Source organism: Spirochaeta thermophila DSM 6578 (assembly GCF_000184345.1).
Classification (GTDB): Bacteria; Spirochaetota; Spirochaetia; order Winmispirales; family Winmispiraceae; genus Winmispira; species Winmispira thermophila.
In genome coordinates, this window is the sequence record NC_017583.1 from 488,968 (window position 1) to 507,311 (window position 18,344).

Consider the following 18,344-nt stretch of genomic DNA (forward strand, 5'->3'; position numbering starts at 1 on the left):
AGAGATCGTTGCTTGAAATAGAGGGTTCGTAGAGTTCGGGTGGTTACATCCCCTCCGATCCCATCCGCTCGAGGAGCGCCTGTACCTTTTCTCCGTACTTGTCGGGAGCGAGGGTCTGCGCTTTCACGAGGTAGGTCCGCGCTTCCTCCATCCGGTCGGCCGCGAACGCGTTGAGGCCGAGGGCATAGGTGGTGGCGGCCTCCTCCGCTCCCCGTTCGAGGGCCGTGGTGTAGTAGTATTCGGCGAGCGAGTGGGTACCACGGGTGTAGGCGATGAGGCCGAGGTAGTAGTAGGGCGCATAGTGGTCGGGATCCAGCTTCGAGGCCCGCGTGAAGGCCTCTTCGGCCTTCTGGAGGTCGCCCGACCGGTAGGCCTCGATCCCCTCCTCGAGGAGGACCCTGAACGACTTCTTCCCCTCGAGGTAGCCGAGGAGACGGTCCTTCATCTGATCGATGTCGTACCAGGAGAAGACCCGTGCATCGAGGGTCTCGAGATTCTCCTCGTAGGTGGCCGAGGGGGAGAGAAGGCGGATCGTGTCCCAGAGGATGCGGTTGTACTCCTTGTCCCATTCGTAGACCAGGAACGACACGAAGCCCCAGGCCTGCGGGTAGTAGAGCTCGAGGTTCCGGGAGGCGGCCTCGAGGTCCATGTGGAGGAACTCTGAGAGGGGGATGAGCCCTCCCGTCTGGGAGGCGAGCGTCCTCAGGGGGTCGAGCCAGGTGAGGTTCTCCCGGTAGATCATGGAGGACGTCTCGGGATCGTACTCGCAGGCCTCGAAGAACACGGCCATTCCCTCCTGAAGCCAGAGGGGTGGGTTGTTCACAAAGGCCCTGAGGAACTGGATGGATCCCTGATGAAGGAGCTGACGGTTCAGTTCGGTCTCGTCCTCGAGGAGGTATCCCACCAGTTCCCGTTTTGCCGGGCTCTGGTAGTGGAGGTAGATGAAGCTCTCTCGGGTGATGCCGGTCTTCTTCTGGAGATAGGCGTCGTAGTCCGCCTTGGAGGAGAAGATCCTCACGCTGAGGGGGGCGGGAAGGGCCTCGGGATCGAACCGGTAGTAGCGGTTGAACAGGTGGAAGGCGGCTTCCATCCTCGAGGCGAGGGACTGCGCGAGCTCCTCGGAGGTGTCGCTCCGTACGAGGTAGTGATCGCTCGAGTACTCGGTGAGCGCCTCGGTGCGGACAGTTTCTTGGGCGTTGATCAGCGTCACCGTCCCTGTCGCGAGCATGAAGAGGACCGCATAGCGCTTCATCGTGACCTCCCCTTTCATAGTAAGCCCTCCTCGAGCGGGTGTCAAATCGTTTTTCCTATCCCTCGACGGGTTTCGTTATCTTATCGACAACCATGTGCAATTCTTCCACTATTATACCGGTATACCGCTCGAGATTGGTGATGATGTAGCGGTGGAGCTCGTGGAGCGGGGAGGCCAGTTCTTTGCCGAAGGGCACGGAGAGGAAGATGGTGATGTGGTAGGCCCCCCCCTCGGTGGTGATCTGAGCCCTGAGGAGCCGGAGGTCGGGATCGTACTCCGAGAGACAGTGGAGGATGAGCTCGGTGAGGGCACTCTCGGAGATGGTGACCGTGCCTTTCTGCGCAAAAGTGGGCCTCACCACCGCCTTTTCCACCACCTGCTCTTTCTTGAAGAATCCGAAACCACGCTTGATGAAGAGCCTCAGGGAATCCGCGAGGATCTGGGGATATGTCCGCTTCACCTCCAGGGATGGTACGGGGATCACGTGCTTGCCCTGAGTCCTCCGGTAGTGCCGCGCGATCTCTATCTCCTCGGGGGTGGCCACCTCCTCGATGGTGATGTACTTGTGGACAGGGGGGAGGTCGAGGGTGCGTGCGATCTTGTCGGCCATCTTCTTCGAGGTGGCGAGGATGAGGATCTTGTTGAACTCCTCTTTCCTGAGGGCCTGGATGACGGCCCTCCTGTGCGATTCCTTCTGGAAAAGGGCCACCTTGACCGCACCCAGGTATGTCGCCTCCTTCTTGGCGGACTCACCTGCGAGGATCTTCTCCCCCTTGATGAGGAGCCCGTCGTCCACGATGAGGGGAATGCCGTACTTGTCAGCCACGAGACGGGCCCTGAAGCTCTTTCCCGTGCCGCTCTTGCCGATGAGGGCGTAGACTTTCACGCCCTTGAAGATCCATCCGAGATTGCGGAAGAGTGACCTCATGGTGGGATTCTACCCGAGGGATGGTGGGGGGGCAATACTGTCGTCACCCACCTCAGGGGAGGGCATCCTCCCATCCGGGGAGGATGCGGGAGAGGATGGTCTCGCTCTCGTCCGGGAGGGGGGCCTGTACCCCATCCGCAGGGAAGAGGGGGGAGGGAGAGAGGGGTCTGAGCCTCCAGGCATGGAGTACGGGACGGATGCGCCGGGTGCTTCCATAGGCGGTGTCGCCCAGAAGGGGGTGCCCGCGGAGGGCCGCCTGGACGCGTATTTGATGCATCCGGCCGGTGTGGATGGTGCAGAGGACGAGGGTGGCCGTGGGGGCAGCGAGGAGGGGGCGCACGTCGGTGAGTGCAGGCCTCCCGTGGGGTGAAGGTCTGCTCCGCCGTCCCTCCCGGGTGAGGAGATCCTCCCATCTGGCGGGTTCGGCAAGGGTTCCCTCCAGAAGGGCGAGGTAGGTCTTCTCGATCCGGCCTTCCCTGAGGGCCTGGGTGAACCATCGCGCGCCGTGGATGCTCCGGGAGAAGACGAGGATCCCCGAGGTGAGCCTGTCGAGCCTGTGGAGGGGGGAGGGGGTGAAGGCGAGCGAGGGGGGGATGCGGTCTTTCAGGTAGGACCGTACCTGATCGGTGAGGGACCCGGGACCGTGGACCACGGCGCCGGGTGGTTTGTTGAGGATGAGGAGGTGATCGGTTTCCAGGAGGATGGGGAGAGAGGAGGCTTTTCCCTTCTGTTGTGGCTTCCGCTCGGGGAGGAGGGAACGGTCGATGTGAATGCGAGCTCCTCTCGAGACCCGTGTGGAAGGGGGGACGCGTTTCCCCTCGAGGAGTATCTCCCCGGTTCGGAGGGCCCTGAAGACCCGCGAGAGGGGGAGGTGGGAGAGGAGGGTTCGGACGATGCGATCGAGGCGCTTCCCGTGGTCATCCGGTCCTGACTCGAAGACCTGGTAGTCTCCCATGTCCCATGGGTATACGGTGGCCCACCTGCGTGTCAAGGAGAGGGGACCTGGGGATTGTCAAGGAGGAGTGTTGAAATTGAGCTGGAGCTGATAAGGGGTGCGTCTCCCCACCTCTTGTATCACCTGCATGCCCACCACGTAGAGGCCTACCACCTCATCTGCATGGGCATGGCTCATATACCCAGGATACCTCCGTAGAAAGCTTCTCATGTGCCGAAACATGTTCTCCGCAAGGTTGCTCGTCCTCACCTTCTCCTTCCACTCATAGGGTAACTCCAGATAGGAGAAAAGCCGGTCCTTCCGCCACAGGAGGGAGGCCGTCATCCGGGGAGCCTTCGCCGCCCACTTCTTCACGAATGCCTCCAACGCACGTGCTGCGTCCTCCTTCCCTCCTGCCTCAAAGAGCTTCCAGTACTCCGCTCGAAAAGCTCGCCTCTCCTTCTGGAGGTCTGCGTTCTTCCCCTTCCGTTCCCCCATGTCCTGCAGGAGCTTCTGCTCAAGCGTACCCTGCAGGTGCCAGAGGCATACCTGCTTCTTCGCCTCAGGATACACCGTCTCCACGGCCTGCCGGATCCCCTCAGCCTCATCGGCCACCACCAGCTCCACCTCATGAAGCCCTCGCTCATAGAGCCTGGTAAGGAGTCGCTCGTAGCTCGCCTGGTCCTCCTGCTCCGCAACGACCCAGTCGAGGAGCTCATGAGATCCGTCCTCCTTCACCCCCACGGCACTCAGGACAACCAGCTTCTTCTGACCCCTCCCACGCCTCTTTGCCCACACTCCATCCAGCACGAGCGCCTTCACCCCACCAAGCGGCCGCCTCCGCCACTGCTCCTTCTCCTCACGAAGACCTCTGATGAGCCGCAGGAGTGTCTGCGGATGAGCCTCTCCTATCCCCAGCTCCCGTAACAGGATGGCCCACGTCCGCGCGCTCATCCCTCCCACATACCCAAGAATGAGCTGCTCGGCGAGGGCCACGAGCCTCTGCTCGTAGGCGACCAGCTTCACCTCCTTCCCCCCGCCGGTGCGGATGCGGGGCACGCGTACATCCTCGATCGGCCCCCAGGGGGTCTGCACGGTCTTCCATTTCCTGTAGCCGTACCGGTAGTACTGCCCTTTCTCAGGCTCCCCTCGTGCATATCGTGGTCGTCCTACTGCCTCCTCTCTCAGCGTCTCAAGGAGGTGTTCCAGGTACGTCTTGTAGGTGTGGCGCACCTCCTCCCGGAGTTGGGCCTCTACTTGCTTCATCAGAGCAGAGAGGGTATACTGTGTTTCAGTCAATGCGCGTGTCTTGCCGCGCTTCATGGGGTATCTCCTCCTTAGGTGTGATGTTGGTGGGTGGGAGATACCCCTTATCTTTTTTCCCCGCCTTTTTCAACACTCGATGTTACAGTCCCGAGTTTGCGAAGCTCGACGTCCCTATCCTTGTGCATGCCTTCAACGATGAGAACGATAAGGTGAGTGTGGACCTGAGGAGGGACGCTTTCTGTGGCAAGATCTCGGTCTGCAACAACCTCTACCAGTACGGCATACCTTTCACCCTCACGAGACTCCACACCTGCGATGTGGAGAGCAAGGAGTTCGAGACTGATCTCAAGGACTTTGCCGCCGTATGTCGAGTGGTCAAAGGATTGCGTTCCGCGAGAATAGGTGCCATCGGGGCCCGTCCTGCCCCCTTCCAGACCATGCGGTTCAGTGAAAAAATCCTCCAGGCTACAGGAATCACAGTAGTCCCTGTGGATCTCTCTGAAATCATCGGAGCAGCCCAACGGATGAGCACTGATGACCCCAGGGTGAGACAGAAGGTCGATGAGATCTATGCCTATGGAAAGGTTGCTCCCTCTATACCTCGCGAGAAGGTGATCCTTCAGGCGAAACTTTCACTCGCGGTAGAGGACTTCATGGAGGAAAATGAGCTTGATGCAAGTGCGATCCAGTGCTGGGAGAGCATTCAGCTCAACTATGGGTGTGCCACCTGTCTCACCATGAGCATGATGGGTGAGCGTCTCATGCCGAGTGCGTGTGAAGTCGACGTCACCGGTGCGATCTCCATGTATGCTCTGGCGCTGGCATCCGGCAACCCTCCTGCCCTCTTGGATTGGAACAATAACTTCGATTACTCACGCGATATGTGTGTGGGGACCCACTGTTCGAACTATCCGAGAGGTTTCATGGGCCAGGAGGTGGAGATAGGGAACCTCGATGTCCTTGGAAAGACCCTGGGGCCTGAGCGGTGTTTCGGTGCGGTGAAGGGACATGTGGGGCCTGGGGACATGACGTTCTTCAGGATTTCGACCGACGACGGGCGCGGGAAGATCAAGGCGTACCTCGGAGAAGGGGAGTTTACCGCTGATCCGTATGGCATGGATGGCGGTATTGCGGTATGTAGGGTGCCTCGAATGAATGATCTACTGCGGTATATCACGAAGTACGGATTCGAGCACCATGTGGCGATGGCGAGAGGAAGGTGGAGTGCGGTACTCCGTGAGGCTGTCGAGACGTACCTGGGATGGGATCTCTATGTCCATGAGGGATAAACCAGGAGGGGAATGCTTGTGAAACGATATGGTATCCTCAATGCAGAGATCGCCTCAGTGCTGGCCCATCTAGGACACACAGATGCGATCGCAATTGCAGATTGCGGTCTTCCCATACCGGTGGGGCCTCAGCGGATCGATGTCTCGATAAGAAAGGGATTGCCTTCGTTCGTGGACGTACTTGATGAAGTACGCGAGGATATGGTCATTGAGAAGGTAGTGTTCGCTGAGGAGATCAAAACGCGGAACCAGAAGCTTCATGCGAAGATAGTGGAGCGATTTCCGGATACACCGATCGCATACGTGCCTCATGAACAGCTTAAGATATTGTCGTCTGGCTGTAAGGCCATCATCCGAACGGGAGAGGCCACCCCTTACGCCAATGTGATCCTGTATGCAGGGGTGATTTTCTGAGGCGTAGCCCATATGAGGGTGAGTCTTCGATCGTGAAGCAGGTGTGGTGATGAGAGGAGAGAAGCTGAGAGAGCTCGTGACCGATGATGTGGTAGGGCAACGTACTATACCGAATACCCCGTAGCTGGAGGAGGGAGATGAGGGTTCTCTCTTTTGGGTCTCTTAATATCGATTATGTGTATCGCGTTGACGGGATTGTACGGCCCGGGGAGACAAAGCGTGTAAAATCGCGTGGCGTGTACGCAGGCGGAAAGGGATTGAACCAATCTATCGCCATGGCTCGAGCAGGGCTCCCTGTGTTTCATGCAGGTAAGGTGGGGAGTGATGGGGAATTCCTGATCAAGACCCTGAGGGAGAGCGGCGTGGATACCCATCTCATCGCATATTCCGGGAAGGCTTCCGGGCACACCATCATCCAGGTGGATGATGAAGGGCGGAACTGCATCCTTCTCTACGAGGGAGCGAATCAGGATATCGATGAAGCATACATCGATGAGGTTCTCGCCGCTTTCTCACGGGGCGATTACCTGGTGGTTCAGAACGAGATTTCTCATGTGCCGCTCATCATCCGGAAGGCGAAGGCGTGTGGATTCACTGTCATCATGAACCCTTCCCCTTACACGCCTGATATCGAGGGTTATCCCCTGCAAGATGTGGATATCTTTATCCTGAACGAAATAGAGGCAGAAGCACTCACTGGGATCTCCGTCCCACTTGAGGCACTCCGTGTCCTCTGTCATCGGTATCCTCACGTCCAGGTGGTACTTACCCGTGGGGATGAGGGAGCCCTCTGGGGGAGGCAGGAGGATCTCATTCACCAGTCTGCATATCCCGTGAAAGCGGTGGATACCACTGCTGCGGGCGATACCTTTCTTGGGTATTTCATTGCCGGGCTTGTAGAGGGCCTTCCTGTCAGTGAAGCCCTTGACCTTGCTTCTCGTGCGGCGGCCCTCTGCGTCACCCGACTGGGAGCGGCGGATTCCATCCCGTGGAGGCGGGAGGTGGGATAGCTTCTTTCCCCCTTCGGCTGAAGCCCCGGTTCCTTTGTCTAAGGGAGTGCCTCTGGAGACTTCGAGGTGAAGCAGTGTGGTGCGCTCGTGACTTGTGATGAGACATGGTGTATACTGAATACACCGAATACCCTGCCATGACAGAAAAAGGAGGAGCTGTATGAGACCCCTGGTGCTCGTACTCCTTGTGTTTCTTGCGGGAGGGTGCGTGAGTAGCTCTAAAGGGGGATCTGTCCACACCTCTCAACCGGCCGAGGGTTCTGCCTCCACGCTCCCCGCTTCCGGAGAGAGCCCGGCTGAGGAAGGCTCCTCTCCTGCCCTCAGTCTCAGGGAGAGCCGGCTTTCTCCAGAGGGAGTCGAGCCTCCTGCCCTCACCCCTGCGGAACAGGAGGAGATCTGGCAGGCTCATCTCGCCGCTCTGGATCAGGAGATCGACCGACTCGAGACCCTCCTCGAAAGGGACCGGAAGGATGCCGAGTCCCTCGAAGCCTTCATCGCCCGCCTCTCAGAGGAGAAAGCCGAGCTCCAGCGCGAAGGCCCGGCCGCCTATCGGCCTTCCCTGTGGCTCGAGCTTGAGGGCTCGATGGTAGGCCCACCGGAGTTCGGGCAGCTCTTCTACTATAAGGGGATGACCCGCTCCGGGCCCTTCTACCACCTCGCCGGCCTGAAAGGCGGAGCACTCTCGGCCTTCCGGGAGGAGAGGCCCTACCGCATCCTTGCCGCAGTCCTGTGCAGGAGGTACTACCCCTTCCCATCCTCGTACATATTCGTGTACCGCTGGGATCCACTCCGCTGATCTCCTCTTGCGTTTCCGTTGCCGCTGGTTCACACTGATGGTATGCACCGCATACTCTTCCTCACCGTGGGCGTGGGAGGGGGCCACATCACCCCCGCACGGGCCATGGCGTCGGCCCTTGAGGCCCGCTTTCCCGACCGCCTCACCGCCGAGGTGGTGGATCTTCCCCTCGTCGCCGGTGCCTCCCGGATAGACGAGCGGCTCAACCGGGCGTGGATCCAGGCCGCCCGACACCCTGCGCCCATGCGCATCCTCTACTGGCTCCTCACACGCCTTCCCCGCACCGGCCTCAGGTTCGCCCGCTGGCACTACCGGGCGCTCTTCGAGGCGGGCATCCCCTACCTCGTCTCCAAGGATCCCGATCTGGTGGTCTCCACGCATCCCCTCTGCTCCATGGTGGCCCTTGAGGCCCGCGCGAATCACGACCTCCGTTTCCTCCTCCTCACCTATGTGGTCGATCCCTTCGACGCCTATCCCTGGTGGGCCGCCCGAGGCGTTGACCTTTTCCTCGTGGCGAGCAAGGAAGCGAGGGACGGCCTCGTCCGCTATGACATCGATCCCTCCAGGATCCGCATCGCCCCCTTCCCCGTGCGCCCCGAGATCCTCACCCCCTCCGCGACGAGGGAGGAGGTCTGCCTCTCGTTGGGACTCAGCCCTGACCTCCCCGTCCTCCTGTGCACCGGGGGCGGGATGGGTCTGGGAAAGATCGGCCGCTATGTCGAGGCCCTTGTACGCGCCCGACTTCCCCTCAACATCATCCTCCTCACGGGGAGGAACAGAGCCCTCTACGAGCGGATGCGGGCCCTCTCGGGCCCCGACTCCCGCCTCGTGGCACTCGAGTTCACCGACCGCATGGCCGATCTCTACCACACGGCCGACCTCGTGGTGGGCAAGGCGGGCGCCTCCACCGCCATGGAGGCCCTCGTGGTCGGTCGACCCATGCTCTTCACCGAGTGGATCGCCCAGAACGACTATGCGATCATCCGCTATTTCCTCGACCACGGATACGGGTGGTATCTCCCCGGGGTGAGGAGGGCCCTTCGTTTTCTCTCGAGGGCCGATCTCCTCTCGCTTCTGGTGCACGCCAAGGCCCGCATCAAAGAGGCCGGTTTCACCACAGGGGTGTACCAGATCAGCGACTTGATCGTCTCGATCCTGGAAGGAGGCGAGGAGGCCTAGCGTTTGAGGGGAGAGGTCTCCCTCTCCATGGTCCCGGTCTTGAGTACCTCCATGATCTTGTATGTCCCGTACTTGCGGGCCTTGAGGAACCCATTCCAGGCCGACTCGGCCAGCCTCCCTTCCTCGAGCAGTATCCAGAGCCACTGGTCCGTGTAGGCCGGATCCTCCTGGGGAATCCCCGCCAGAATCTCCATGAGCCAGGCCTTGTTGTAACGCTCCTGCGCCCCGATCTCGGGCGCCATGATGATGGGGATACCGAGACCGGCGTAGAAGGAAAGCTCGCTCGGCTTGGTCCACAGCACGTCGGTGTGGCGGATGACCTGGGCGAACCTGGCGAAGTACGCTTCCTTCGTGGGAGCGTAGACCACCTGTACGAAGGGGGAGTCGGGCACCCACCGCGCCTTCTCCTCCTCGAATATCCGGCGCACCTCTTCCCGTACCCCTGCCACCAGGTTGAGCATCACCTCGCCTGCGGCGATCCTCTTGCGCAACGACTTGAGGATTGTGCAGCCTATCTCCACTTGGGCCCCTGCTCCCCCCACGGCGAACGTCACGGTGAAGATTCTGTCCTTCCGCCACTTGAGGTTGGATCGTCCGAGGAAATGGCGCACGTTCATCTCGTGGAGCGGCCAGAACCGGTTGTTGGGGTCGAGGTAGTGGAGACGCTGCCCCATGTCCTGCGTGAGCGTGCTCAGGTTCTCGTCGCCGAGCACCTCGAGCGGGAGTGGGAAACCCGTGAGGAAGATCCGCTCGTCGGGTACGCCGTAGAGCTTGAGGCGCCTCAGGGCCCTCCCGCAAGGGACCATGTAGTGGATGCTGCTCTCCCTGGGGTTTTCCGCCACCCAGGCGCGGCTCACCTCGGCGTCGCACACGATGCAGTAGACCCTCGGGAATCCCGCCATGTCGGCGGCGAGCGCCGGTGCGGGGTGCGTGGCGAGGATGGGGAGGGGCTTCTCCTTCACCTTCTCGATCATCCCCTTGCAGAGTCCCTTCTTTATGAGTGAGGAAAGGAGCTTCACCTGGTAGGAAGGGGCCGACATGTCCCTGAAGGGATAGAGGGGGGGGATGTTCTGCAAGGCATCGAGGATCCCGAAGAGGGGAGGCCCTATCACCGGCACGCTCCGCACACGGGAGAGAAACTCGTACGTGCGTTGCATCCTGAGCCACAGGGCTCGTTCACTCTGATCGGTAGCCGAGAGACTTCCCACAGTGATGATCCCTTCCTCCGCGATGTGGGCGAAGGGCGCGGCGGCCCGCTGATGCCCGAGTCCCATGTCCACCGTGACCACCCAGGCGTTGAGGCTTTCGCTGTTCTCAGGGCCTTCGTATCCAGCCATATGTCCTCCTCATCTATAGCATGCACCAGCGGGGGATGGATATTCCAGTGCTACTACGTTTTTTCTCCCCTCTCCGGCGGGAGTTGCCGTGTGGGGTCGTGATTGGTACCTTTAAGGATGTGAGGGAGCACGAACGACTGCTGAGGAAGGCGGTGCGACATCTTGCGCGACACAGAACAAGGGAGGCCCTCTCCCTCCTCAAACGGTGCGTCACGCTCTGTCCATCGGGAGAGAAGGCGTTCCTGGGACGGGCCTTCCACCTCCTGGGGATCTCCCTCCGTCGGATGGGTGCGTGCGGTCCCGCGCTCCGTGCCTGGCTCGCAGCATATCGCATCCGGAAGGAACCGCGTCTCCGCCGCAGGATTCTCTCCAGCCTCAACGAGTACGGCATGCTGAAGCAGCACACGCCCGAGCAGGACGACTGGAAGGCGTTCTACGCCATCCAGGTGCGGAGGTATCTCTCCTCGAAGCGGAGCGCCCACTTCTCCTCTCGCGCCGAGAAGGACATGATCGACCAGCTCATCTGGGAGTACTGGAGGGATGTCCGTCGGATGTACGACCTTTCCTCGCTTTCCACGACTCAGAAACTGCAGGTCTTCCACGATGTCGAGATCGTGTTCCCCTGGATGGTCTTCATCCCTCCCGAGGCCACACCTCTGGAGGTCCCGACCCCCGGCTTCGCGCCTACCCGGAAGTGTACGTGTGGGAGTGGTCTCCCGTTCATGCTCTGCTGCGGGCGCACGAAAAACTCCGACGAGCTCTGGATAGGGTCATTTTGACACGGTTTTCCCGTCCTCCGGAGACTCATGCATAAAATCGACACAGGAACCCGGATACGGCGATTGATGAAGCGTCGTATCTATTATCTATCTCTTTTCAAGGAAAAAAGATGGGTTTTGAGTGTTCCATGGTATGGATTTTGCTACTATAGCGGCGGAGGAAGCCATGGAAGCAGTCAAGAGAAAGAGGAAACGACGAGTGCAGGATTCAGGGGATGCGAACGTGCTCTCCCTGTATCTCAAGGAGATCAACAGGATCCCGCTCCTCAGCCGGGAGGAAGAGGACCACTACGCCCGCCTCGCGGCACAGGGAGATCAGGATGCCAAGGAAAAACTCGTCACCGCCAACCTCAGGTTCGTGGTGAACGTGGCGAAGAAGTACCAGAATCAGGGGCTTCCTCTCGCCGATCTCATAAGCGAAGGGAACATAGGCCTCTTGAACGCCATAGAACGGTTCGATCCCGACAAAGGATATCACTTCATCTCGTACGCGGTCTGGTGGATCAGGCAGGCCATCCTCAAGGCCATAAGCGAGAAGTCCAGGATGATCCGGCTCCCGCTCAACAGGGCGAACGAGCTGGTACAGATCGAGAAGGCGCGGAAGCTCGTCCAGACCGAGAGCGGAGAACACAATGAGATAAAGAAGGTCGCGGAGACCCTGGACTACGACGAGGATCACGTGGCGAACCTCCTCAACCTCTCGAAGGAATACGTGTCTCTCGACACGCCGGTCTACGAGGATCGGGATTCCGCGATGCTGGGCGACTACCTCAAGGACGAGGCCTCCCGACCGCCTGAGGACGTGGTCCTCGAAAAGACCCTCCAGGAGGAAATCCAGGAGGTGCTCGCCACGCTCACGGAGAAGGAAGCCGAGATCATCCAGTACCGGTTCGGCCTCAACGGCAGACACCCGATGTCGCTCAAGGAGATAGGGGACATGTACAATCTCACCAAGGAGCGCATCCGTCAGATAGAGAAGAAGGCGCTCAAGAAGATACAGCAGTCGGAGAAGGCGAAGGTTCTCGAAACGTATCTCGCCTCATAGGAGAGAGTCCCGGCCTGTCGTTCCGCGGACGGCAGGCCGGTTCACCATATACCCTCGTCCGGTTTTCCGGGATCCGTGGAGGCCGGGCACCCGACCCCGGGAGTGAACTCCTGATTGTGAATTCCTGATCCATTAGAAAAGGTTAATTTGGCTTGTGTGCTTGCACTTTCCGTGCTAATATATCCCGGTACATAGACGAATATAATCGGAATTGTTATCACAAAGCGTTGAGGGGGAAAAATGAGTCCTAAGTACGTGTACTTTTTCGGTCAGGGAAAGGCGGAAGGTTCCGCCAAGATGCGCGATCTTCTGGGTGGAAAGGGGGCGAATCTCGCGGAGATGACCTCGATAGGGATCCCCGTGCCGCCGGGGTTCACGATTTCCACCGAGGTGTGCGAGCGATACTATGAGAACGGCAAACAGTATCCTCCCGAAGTGAGGGAACAGGTGGAGGAGGCGCTCGCCAAGCTCGAGAAGGCCATGGGGCGGAAGCTGGGGGATCCTGAGAATCCACTTTTCGTCTCGGTGCGCTCTGGTGCTGCGATCTCCATGCCGGGGATGATGGAAACCATCCTCAACCTGGGGATGAACGACCAGACGGTGGAGGGCTTTGTTCGGCAGACGGGAAACCCCCGTGTAGCCTGGGACTCCTACCGCCGGTTCATCCAGATGTTCGGGAGCGTGGTGAAGGGGATCCCCCACGAGGAGTTCGAGAAGATCCTTGAGGGACTCAAGAAGGAACGCGGGGTGGAGCTCGATACCGACCTCACCGCGGAGGACCTCAAGGAACTCGTCTCCCGTTACAAGGAACTCTACAAGGAAAAGGTGGGCGAGGAGTTCCCCCAGGATGTGAAGTCCCAGTTGTGGGCCGCCATCGATGCGGTCTTCGACTCCTGGGACAACGAGAGGGCCCGTAAGTACAGGGAGATCAACAACATCCGCGGCCTGAAGGGCACGGCCGTGAATGTGCAGGCCATGGTGTTCGGCAACTTCGGGGATGATTCCGGCACCGGTGTGTGCTTCTCCCGGGATCCTTCCACGGGCGAGAACGTGTTCTACGGCGAGTTCCTCATGAACGCCCAGGGTGAAGACGTGGTGGCCGGGATCCGCACACCCGAGAAACTCTCCGGGCTCGCGGAGAAGATGCCCGAGGTGTATGCGCAGCTCGAGGAGGTTAAGAACAGGCTCGAGCGCCACTACCGCGACATGCAGGACATGGAGTTCACCATTGAGCAGGGTACGCTCTACCTTCTGCAGACGAGGAATGGTAAGCGCACCGGTCGGGCTGCGGTGAAGATCGCTGTGGACATGGTGAAAGAGGGACTCATCTCCCGAGAAGAGGCCGTCATGCGGGTCTCGCCCGAGCACATCGACCAGCTCCTCCACCCCATGCTCGACCCTGAAGCGAAGAAGAAGGCGAGAGCCCTCGCGAAGGGGCTCAACGCCTCGCCCGGCGCGGCCACGGGGAAGATTGTGTTCACCGCCCGCAGGGCGGAGGAGCTCGCGGGCGTCGAGAAGGTGATCCTCGTACGAAAGGAGACCTCGCCCGAGGATATAGGCGGTATGCACGCTGCGCAGGGCATCCTCACCTCCACAGGCGGTATGACGAGCCACGCCGCGGTGGTGGCCAGGGGTATGGGCAAGCCCAGCGTGGTGGGGTGCAAGGACGTGGTGATCCTCGACGAGGGGCGGTGCAAGATCGGCGGCAGGGAGTTCAAGGAAGGGGACTGGATCACCATCGACGGGACCACGGGTGAGGTGTTCGAGGGGCAGATCCCCCTCGTGGTGCCCGAGATAAGAGGGGAACTCCAGGAGTTCCTCGGGTGGGTGGACGAGATCCGTCTCTCGGCCGTGCGCGAGAACTGCCCCGAGAAGGGTTTCAGGGTGCGGACCAATGCGGATACCCCACAGGATGCCCGGCGGGCGAGGGAGTTCGGGGCCGAGGGGATCGGCCTCTGCCGCACCGAGCACATGTTCTTCGACAAGGGGAAGATAGAGGCCTTCCGCGAGATGATCATCGCAGATACACCGGAGGCGAGGAAAAAGAGCCTTGAAAAATTGCTTCCCCTCCAGAAGGAGGATTTCGTGGGTATCTTCCAGGAGATGGCGGGTCTTCCCGTGACCATACGCCTCCTCGATCCGCCTCTCCACGAGTTCGTGCTCATGTCCGAGACCGAGATCGAAGAGCTCTCCAGGAGTGCGGGCGTGCCTGCGGAAAAGATCAGGCAGCGGATAGAAGCCCTCCACGAGATGAACCCCATGCTGGGGCACAGAGGGTGTCGCCTGGGGATCACCTATCCCGAGATCTACGAGATGCAGGCACGGGCCGTCATGCTGGCTGCCTGCGAGGTGGCGAAGGAAGGCAAGCAGGTCTATCCCGAGGTGATGATCCCGCTCGTGGGCATGGAGAAGGAGCTCGTCTTCCTCAAGGAGCGCATCGTGAAGGTGATGGAGGAGGTGAAGAGCTCCTCCGGTGTGCAGGTGTCCTACCGGGTGGGTACCATGATCGAGGTGCCCCGCGCGGCCCTCGTCGCGGAGAAGATAGCCTCCCATGCGGAGTTTTTCTCCTTCGGCACCAACGACCTCACGCAGATGACCTTCGGGTTCTCGAGGGACGACGTGGGATCCTTCCTGCCGGCCTACCTCCAGATGGAGATACTGGAGGCCGATCCCTTCGCCTCGCTCGACGAGGAGGGCGTGGGCCAGCTTGTGAAGCTTGCCGCAGAGAAGGGAAGGAAGGCTCGACCCGGCATCAAGCTCGGGATCTGCGGCGAGCATGGGGGGGATCCGGCTTCCATCGACTTCGCCTACCGGGTGGGACTCGACTACGTTTCGTGCTCGCCCTTCCGCGTGCCCATCGCCCGTCTCGCCGCGGCCCAGGCGGTCATCCGGAACGGGAAGTGACAGGCCCTTGGTGTGGTTCGTGAGCGTCGCCGGAGGCGGCGCTTTTTTATCGGCGTGAGGCATGCTAGACTCGAGTCCATGATCACCCGGGGGTGTGATGGAAAAGAGGTCGAGGTCGAGACGACCTCTGCCGCAGTGCGTACCATACCACGGCTCTACGACATACTCTTTTCGTGGTATGGTCCGCAGGGGTGGTGGCCTCTCCTCTCAAAGGCGGGGACTCCGGGCTACGACGATGAAGGGTACCATCCCGGGGTCTACGAGGTCCCGGACGCCATGGGTGCCTTCGAAATCGCGGTGGGCGCCGTGCTCGTCCAGAACACGGCCTGGACGAACGCCCGCAGGGCCCTCGCCGTCCTCCTCGAAAGGTCGCTCTGTTCTCCCGAGGGTATCCTCGGCCTGGAGGAGGAGGCCCTCGCCCGTCTCATTCGACCATGCGGGTACTACACTCTCAAGGCGCGCAGGCTCGCCCACCTCGCCCGCTTCTTTCTCTCCTGTGACGGCCTCCCCGAGCGGAATGCCCTCCTCGGCGTGTGGGGCGTGGGCAGGGAGACGGCCGATTCCATCCTGCTCTACGGCTACGGGGTGCCGGTGTTCGTGGTGGACGCCTATACCCGGCGCATCTTCTCCCGGCTCGGTCTGCTCGCCTCGGACGATACCCCCTACGAGGAAGTACGCTCCGCGGTGGAGAAGACCTTACCGCTCGATCACGTGTGCTACAACGAGTTTCACGCCCTCCTGGTGGAGCACGCCAAGCGGTTCTGCAGGAAACGGCCCCTCTGCGGGGAGTGCCCGCTTCGCCTTGAGTGTGCCCACCTCTCATCGGCAGGAGGATCTTAGGAGGGGCCCGCACGGGATGGTTGCACTGGTCCGTGGTTGCGTGGTACCCTTTCTTTCCGTAATATCTAATATCTAACAGCGGACCGAGTCCGACTGTGTCATGTGGTGTGGAGGTGTACGATGAAGATGCAGCCCCTCTGGGACCTCTCCGACGAGGTGGTGGTGATCACCGGCGGTACCGGCATGATCGGTAAGGCCTTTGCCGTGGCCCTCGCAGGCTCGGGAGCGAAGGTGGCGATATGGGGACGGGGTAAGACCGTACCCGTGGAGGCATCGGTGGAGGAGGTGAAGGAGCGTCTCGAAGGGGAGGGAGAGGTCATCGGATGCGCCGTGGACACGGGAGACATGGAGGCCGTGGAGCGAGGCTTCCAGGAAGTCGAGGAGAGGCTCGGCACTCCCACGGTGCTCATCAACGGCGTGGGAGGGAACCGTGGTAAGGCGGGCTTCCTCGAGATGGATGTCTCCTGGTTCGAGGACGTCTTCCGGCTCAACCTGATGAGTGGCATGGTGATCCCCACCCAGGTCTTCGGTCGCAGGTGGGTGGAGAAGAAGGTGCAGGGGAGCGTGGTGAACATCGCCTCCATGGCCTCGTACAAGCCCCTCTCCGGGGTCTACGCCTATGCCGCAGCCAAGGCCGCGGTGATGAACCTCACCATGGGGCTTGCGAAGGAACTCGCACCACACGGCATCAGGGTGAACGCCATCGCTCCCGGGTTCTTCGTGGGCCACCAGAACAGGGACCTCCTCTACGACGACTACGAGGGTGGTAAGCTCTCCGACCGGGGACGGCAGATCATCGCCCGGACTCCCTTCGGACGCTTCGGCGAAGAGGAGGATCTCTACGGCGCGGTGATCTTCCTCGCGAGCCGGAAGGCTTCGGGCTTCGTCACAGGCGTCACCATCCCCGTGGACGGCGGCTTCCTGGTGGACAACATCTAGGGAAGGGGGCGGAATGCCATGAGAGCCTTCATGGACGAGAACTTCATGCTCCAGGGTGAGGTGGCGAGGGAACTCTACCACGAGACGGCGGCCTCCCTGCCCATCTACGACTATCACACACACCTGCCTCCCGAGGCCATCCTCGAGGACAGGATATTCGAGGATCTGGGGGAGGTCTGGCTCGGCGGGGACCACTACAAGTGGCGGGCGATGAGGTCTTTCGGGATACCCGAGGACCTGGTGACCGGCTCCGCCTCCTTCAAGGAGAAGTACCTGGCCTGGGCGAGGACCGTTCCCTTCCTCGTGGGCAATCCCCTCTATCACTGGACCCACCTGGAGCTCAAGCGCTACTTCGGTATCGAGGAGGTCCTTTCCCCGCAGACGGCCGAGAGGATCTATCAGGAGGCCACTTCCCTCCTCAGAACCCCGGAGTTCTCGGTGCGCAACCTCCTCCGAAAGATGGGGGTGAAGGTGGTGTGCACCACCGACGATCCGGTGAGCGACCTCGCCCCGCACAGGGCCCTCGCCGAGGAGGGGTTCGAGGTGAAGGTGCTCCCCACCTTCAGGCCCGACAAGGCCCTCGACTACAGCGACCCCGGCCGCTGGAACGCCTACATCGAGGAGCTCGCTCACGCCGCAGGGATGCGGATTGCCAACCTCCAGGATTATCTGGAGGCCCTCGAGCGGCGGGTTGCGTTCTTCCACTCGGTGGGGTGCAGGATCTCCGACCACGCCATGGTGGCCCCGGTGTACCGGGAGGCGCCCGAGAGCACGATACGTGCGGCCTTCGTACGCCTCAGAGAGGGGCGCGCCCTCGAGCGCGAGGATCAGGAGGCCCTCTATACCCACACCATGCGGTTCCTGGGGAGGCTCTATGCCGAACGGGAATGGGCCATGCAGCTCCACATAGGGGCCCTGAGGAACAACAATACCCGGATGTTCCAGACACTGGGACCAGACACGGGCTTCGACTCCATCGCGGACCGGGCCATCGCGGAGCCTCTCTCCCGGTTCCTCGACAGCCTGGATCGTGAGGGACGACTGCCGCGGACCATCCTCTACGTCCTCAATCCCCGCGACAACTATGTGATCGGGACCATGATCGGCAACTTCCAGGACGGGAGCATGCCCGGCAAGATGCAGTTCGGCTCGGCCTGGTGGTTCAACGACCAGAGGGACGGTATGGAAGCGCACCTCCGGGCCCTCGCCAATCTCGGAGTGCTGTCCACCTTCGTGGGGATGCTCACCGACTCCAGGAGCTTCCTCTCGTTCCCCCGCCACGAGTACTTCAGGCGGATCTTCTGCAACCTCCTGGGGGAGTGGGTGGAGGCCGGGGAATACCCGTACGACAAGGAGACCCTCCGCACCATCGTGGAGGGGGTGTGCTATCGGAATGCCTGCTCCTATTTCACGATACCCGTGGAATGAGCCC

The 18,344-nt window shown here is 60.9% G+C and carries 16 protein-coding genes; 11 read left to right on the top strand and 5 right to left on the bottom strand.

What is annotated here, in order from left to right:
* Positions 1–43: 43 nt before the first annotated feature.
* Genes SPITH_RS02030 through SPITH_RS02045 form a run of 4 tightly spaced genes read right to left on the bottom strand, consistent with a single transcriptional unit; the run spans position 44 to position 4,437 of the window.
* Complete coding sequence (locus SPITH_RS02030; RefSeq protein WP_245523423.1) at positions 44–1,252, bottom strand: tetratricopeptide repeat protein; 1,209 nt, start codon at positions 1,250–1,252, stop codon at positions 44–46.
* Positions 1,253–1,307: 55 nt separating this feature from the next.
* On the bottom strand, positions 1,308–2,180 hold the full coding sequence (locus tag SPITH_RS02035) for a hypothetical protein (RefSeq protein ID WP_014624085.1): 873 nt from the start codon (positions 2,178–2,180) through the stop codon (positions 1,308–1,310).
* A 52-nt stretch (positions 2,181–2,232) separates the two neighbouring features.
* Positions 2,233–3,135 (bottom strand): RluA family pseudouridine synthase, encoded by a 903-nt coding sequence (locus tag SPITH_RS02040; protein ID WP_014624086.1) that lies wholly within the window; start codon positions 3,133–3,135, stop codon positions 2,233–2,235.
* 57 nt (positions 3,136–3,192) lie between these two features.
* On the bottom strand, positions 3,193–4,437 hold the full coding sequence (locus SPITH_RS02045) for an IS256 family transposase (protein WP_014624087.1): 1,245 nt from the start codon (positions 4,435–4,437) through the stop codon (positions 3,193–3,195).
* Positions 4,438–4,460: 23 nt separating this feature from the next.
* On the opposite strand from SPITH_RS02045, the gene SPITH_RS02050 reads away from it, so the two are divergent.
* The 5 genes from SPITH_RS02050 to SPITH_RS02070 all read left to right on the top strand — a co-directional run bounded on the left by SPITH_RS02050 (position 4,461) and on the right by SPITH_RS02070 (position 9,068).
* Positions 4,461–5,669, top strand: coding sequence for an L-fucose/L-arabinose isomerase family protein (locus SPITH_RS02050; RefSeq protein WP_014624088.1), 1,209 nt, complete (start codon positions 4,461–4,463; stop codon positions 5,667–5,669).
* An 18-nt stretch (positions 5,670–5,687) separates the two neighbouring features.
* Positions 5,688–6,083 (top strand): D-ribose pyranase, encoded by a 396-nt coding sequence (gene rbsD, locus SPITH_RS02055; RefSeq protein WP_041624130.1) that lies wholly within the window; start codon positions 5,688–5,690, stop codon positions 6,081–6,083.
* Between the two features lie 137 nt (positions 6,084–6,220).
* Positions 6,221–7,093 carry a ribokinase gene (locus tag SPITH_RS02060; protein WP_014624090.1) on the top strand — a complete coding sequence of 291 codons (873 nt, stop codon included), beginning with the start codon at positions 6,221–6,223 and terminating at the stop codon, positions 7,091–7,093.
* 160 nt (positions 7,094–7,253) lie between these two features.
* Positions 7,254–7,889 (top strand): hypothetical protein, encoded by a 636-nt coding sequence (locus SPITH_RS02065; RefSeq protein ID WP_014624091.1) that lies wholly within the window; start codon positions 7,254–7,256, stop codon positions 7,887–7,889.
* A gap of 42 nt (positions 7,890–7,931) precedes the next feature.
* Positions 7,932–9,068: a glycosyltransferase gene (locus SPITH_RS02070; RefSeq protein WP_014624092.1), complete on the top strand. Its 1,137-nt coding sequence runs from the start codon at positions 7,932–7,934 to the stop codon at positions 9,066–9,068.
* Here the strand turns inward: SPITH_RS02070 and SPITH_RS02075 are convergent.
* The gene (locus SPITH_RS02075; RefSeq protein ID WP_014624093.1) at positions 9,065–10,405 is read right to left on the bottom strand and encodes a DUF6938 domain-containing protein; all 1,341 of its coding nucleotides are present in this window, start codon (positions 10,403–10,405) and stop codon (positions 9,065–9,067) included. The genes SPITH_RS02070 and SPITH_RS02075 overlap by 4 nt on opposite strands.
* 98 nt (positions 10,406–10,503) lie before the next feature.
* Between SPITH_RS02075 and SPITH_RS02080 the strand changes: the two genes are divergently transcribed.
* The 6 genes from SPITH_RS02080 to uxaC all read left to right on the top strand — a co-directional run bounded on the left by SPITH_RS02080 (position 10,504) and on the right by uxaC (position 18,340).
* Positions 10,504–11,184, top strand: coding sequence for a hypothetical protein (locus tag SPITH_RS02080; RefSeq protein ID WP_041623973.1), 681 nt, complete (start codon positions 10,504–10,506; stop codon positions 11,182–11,184).
* A gap of 166 nt (positions 11,185–11,350) precedes the next feature.
* Positions 11,351–12,229: a sigma-70 family RNA polymerase sigma factor gene (locus tag SPITH_RS02085; protein ID WP_014624095.1), complete on the top strand. Its 879-nt coding sequence runs from the start codon at positions 11,351–11,353 to the stop codon at positions 12,227–12,229.
* Between the two features lie 240 nt (positions 12,230–12,469).
* A complete protein-coding gene (gene ppdK / locus SPITH_RS02090) occupies positions 12,470–15,133 on the top strand; it encodes a pyruvate, phosphate dikinase (RefSeq protein WP_014624096.1) in 2,664 nt (887 codons plus the stop codon).
* Positions 15,134–15,211: 78 nt separating this feature from the next.
* The gene (locus SPITH_RS02095) at positions 15,212–15,973 is read left to right on the top strand and encodes an endonuclease III domain-containing protein (protein WP_014624097.1); all 762 of its coding nucleotides are present in this window, start codon (positions 15,212–15,214) and stop codon (positions 15,971–15,973) included.
* 120 nt (positions 15,974–16,093) lie between these two features.
* Positions 16,094–16,912, top strand: coding sequence for an SDR family oxidoreductase (locus SPITH_RS02100; RefSeq protein ID WP_014624098.1), 819 nt, complete (start codon positions 16,094–16,096; stop codon positions 16,910–16,912).
* 18 nt (positions 16,913–16,930) lie between these two features.
* The gene (gene uxaC, locus SPITH_RS02105; RefSeq protein WP_014624099.1) at positions 16,931–18,340 is read left to right on the top strand and encodes a glucuronate isomerase; all 1,410 of its coding nucleotides are present in this window, start codon (positions 16,931–16,933) and stop codon (positions 18,338–18,340) included.
* Positions 18,341–18,344 lie beyond the last annotated feature (4 nt).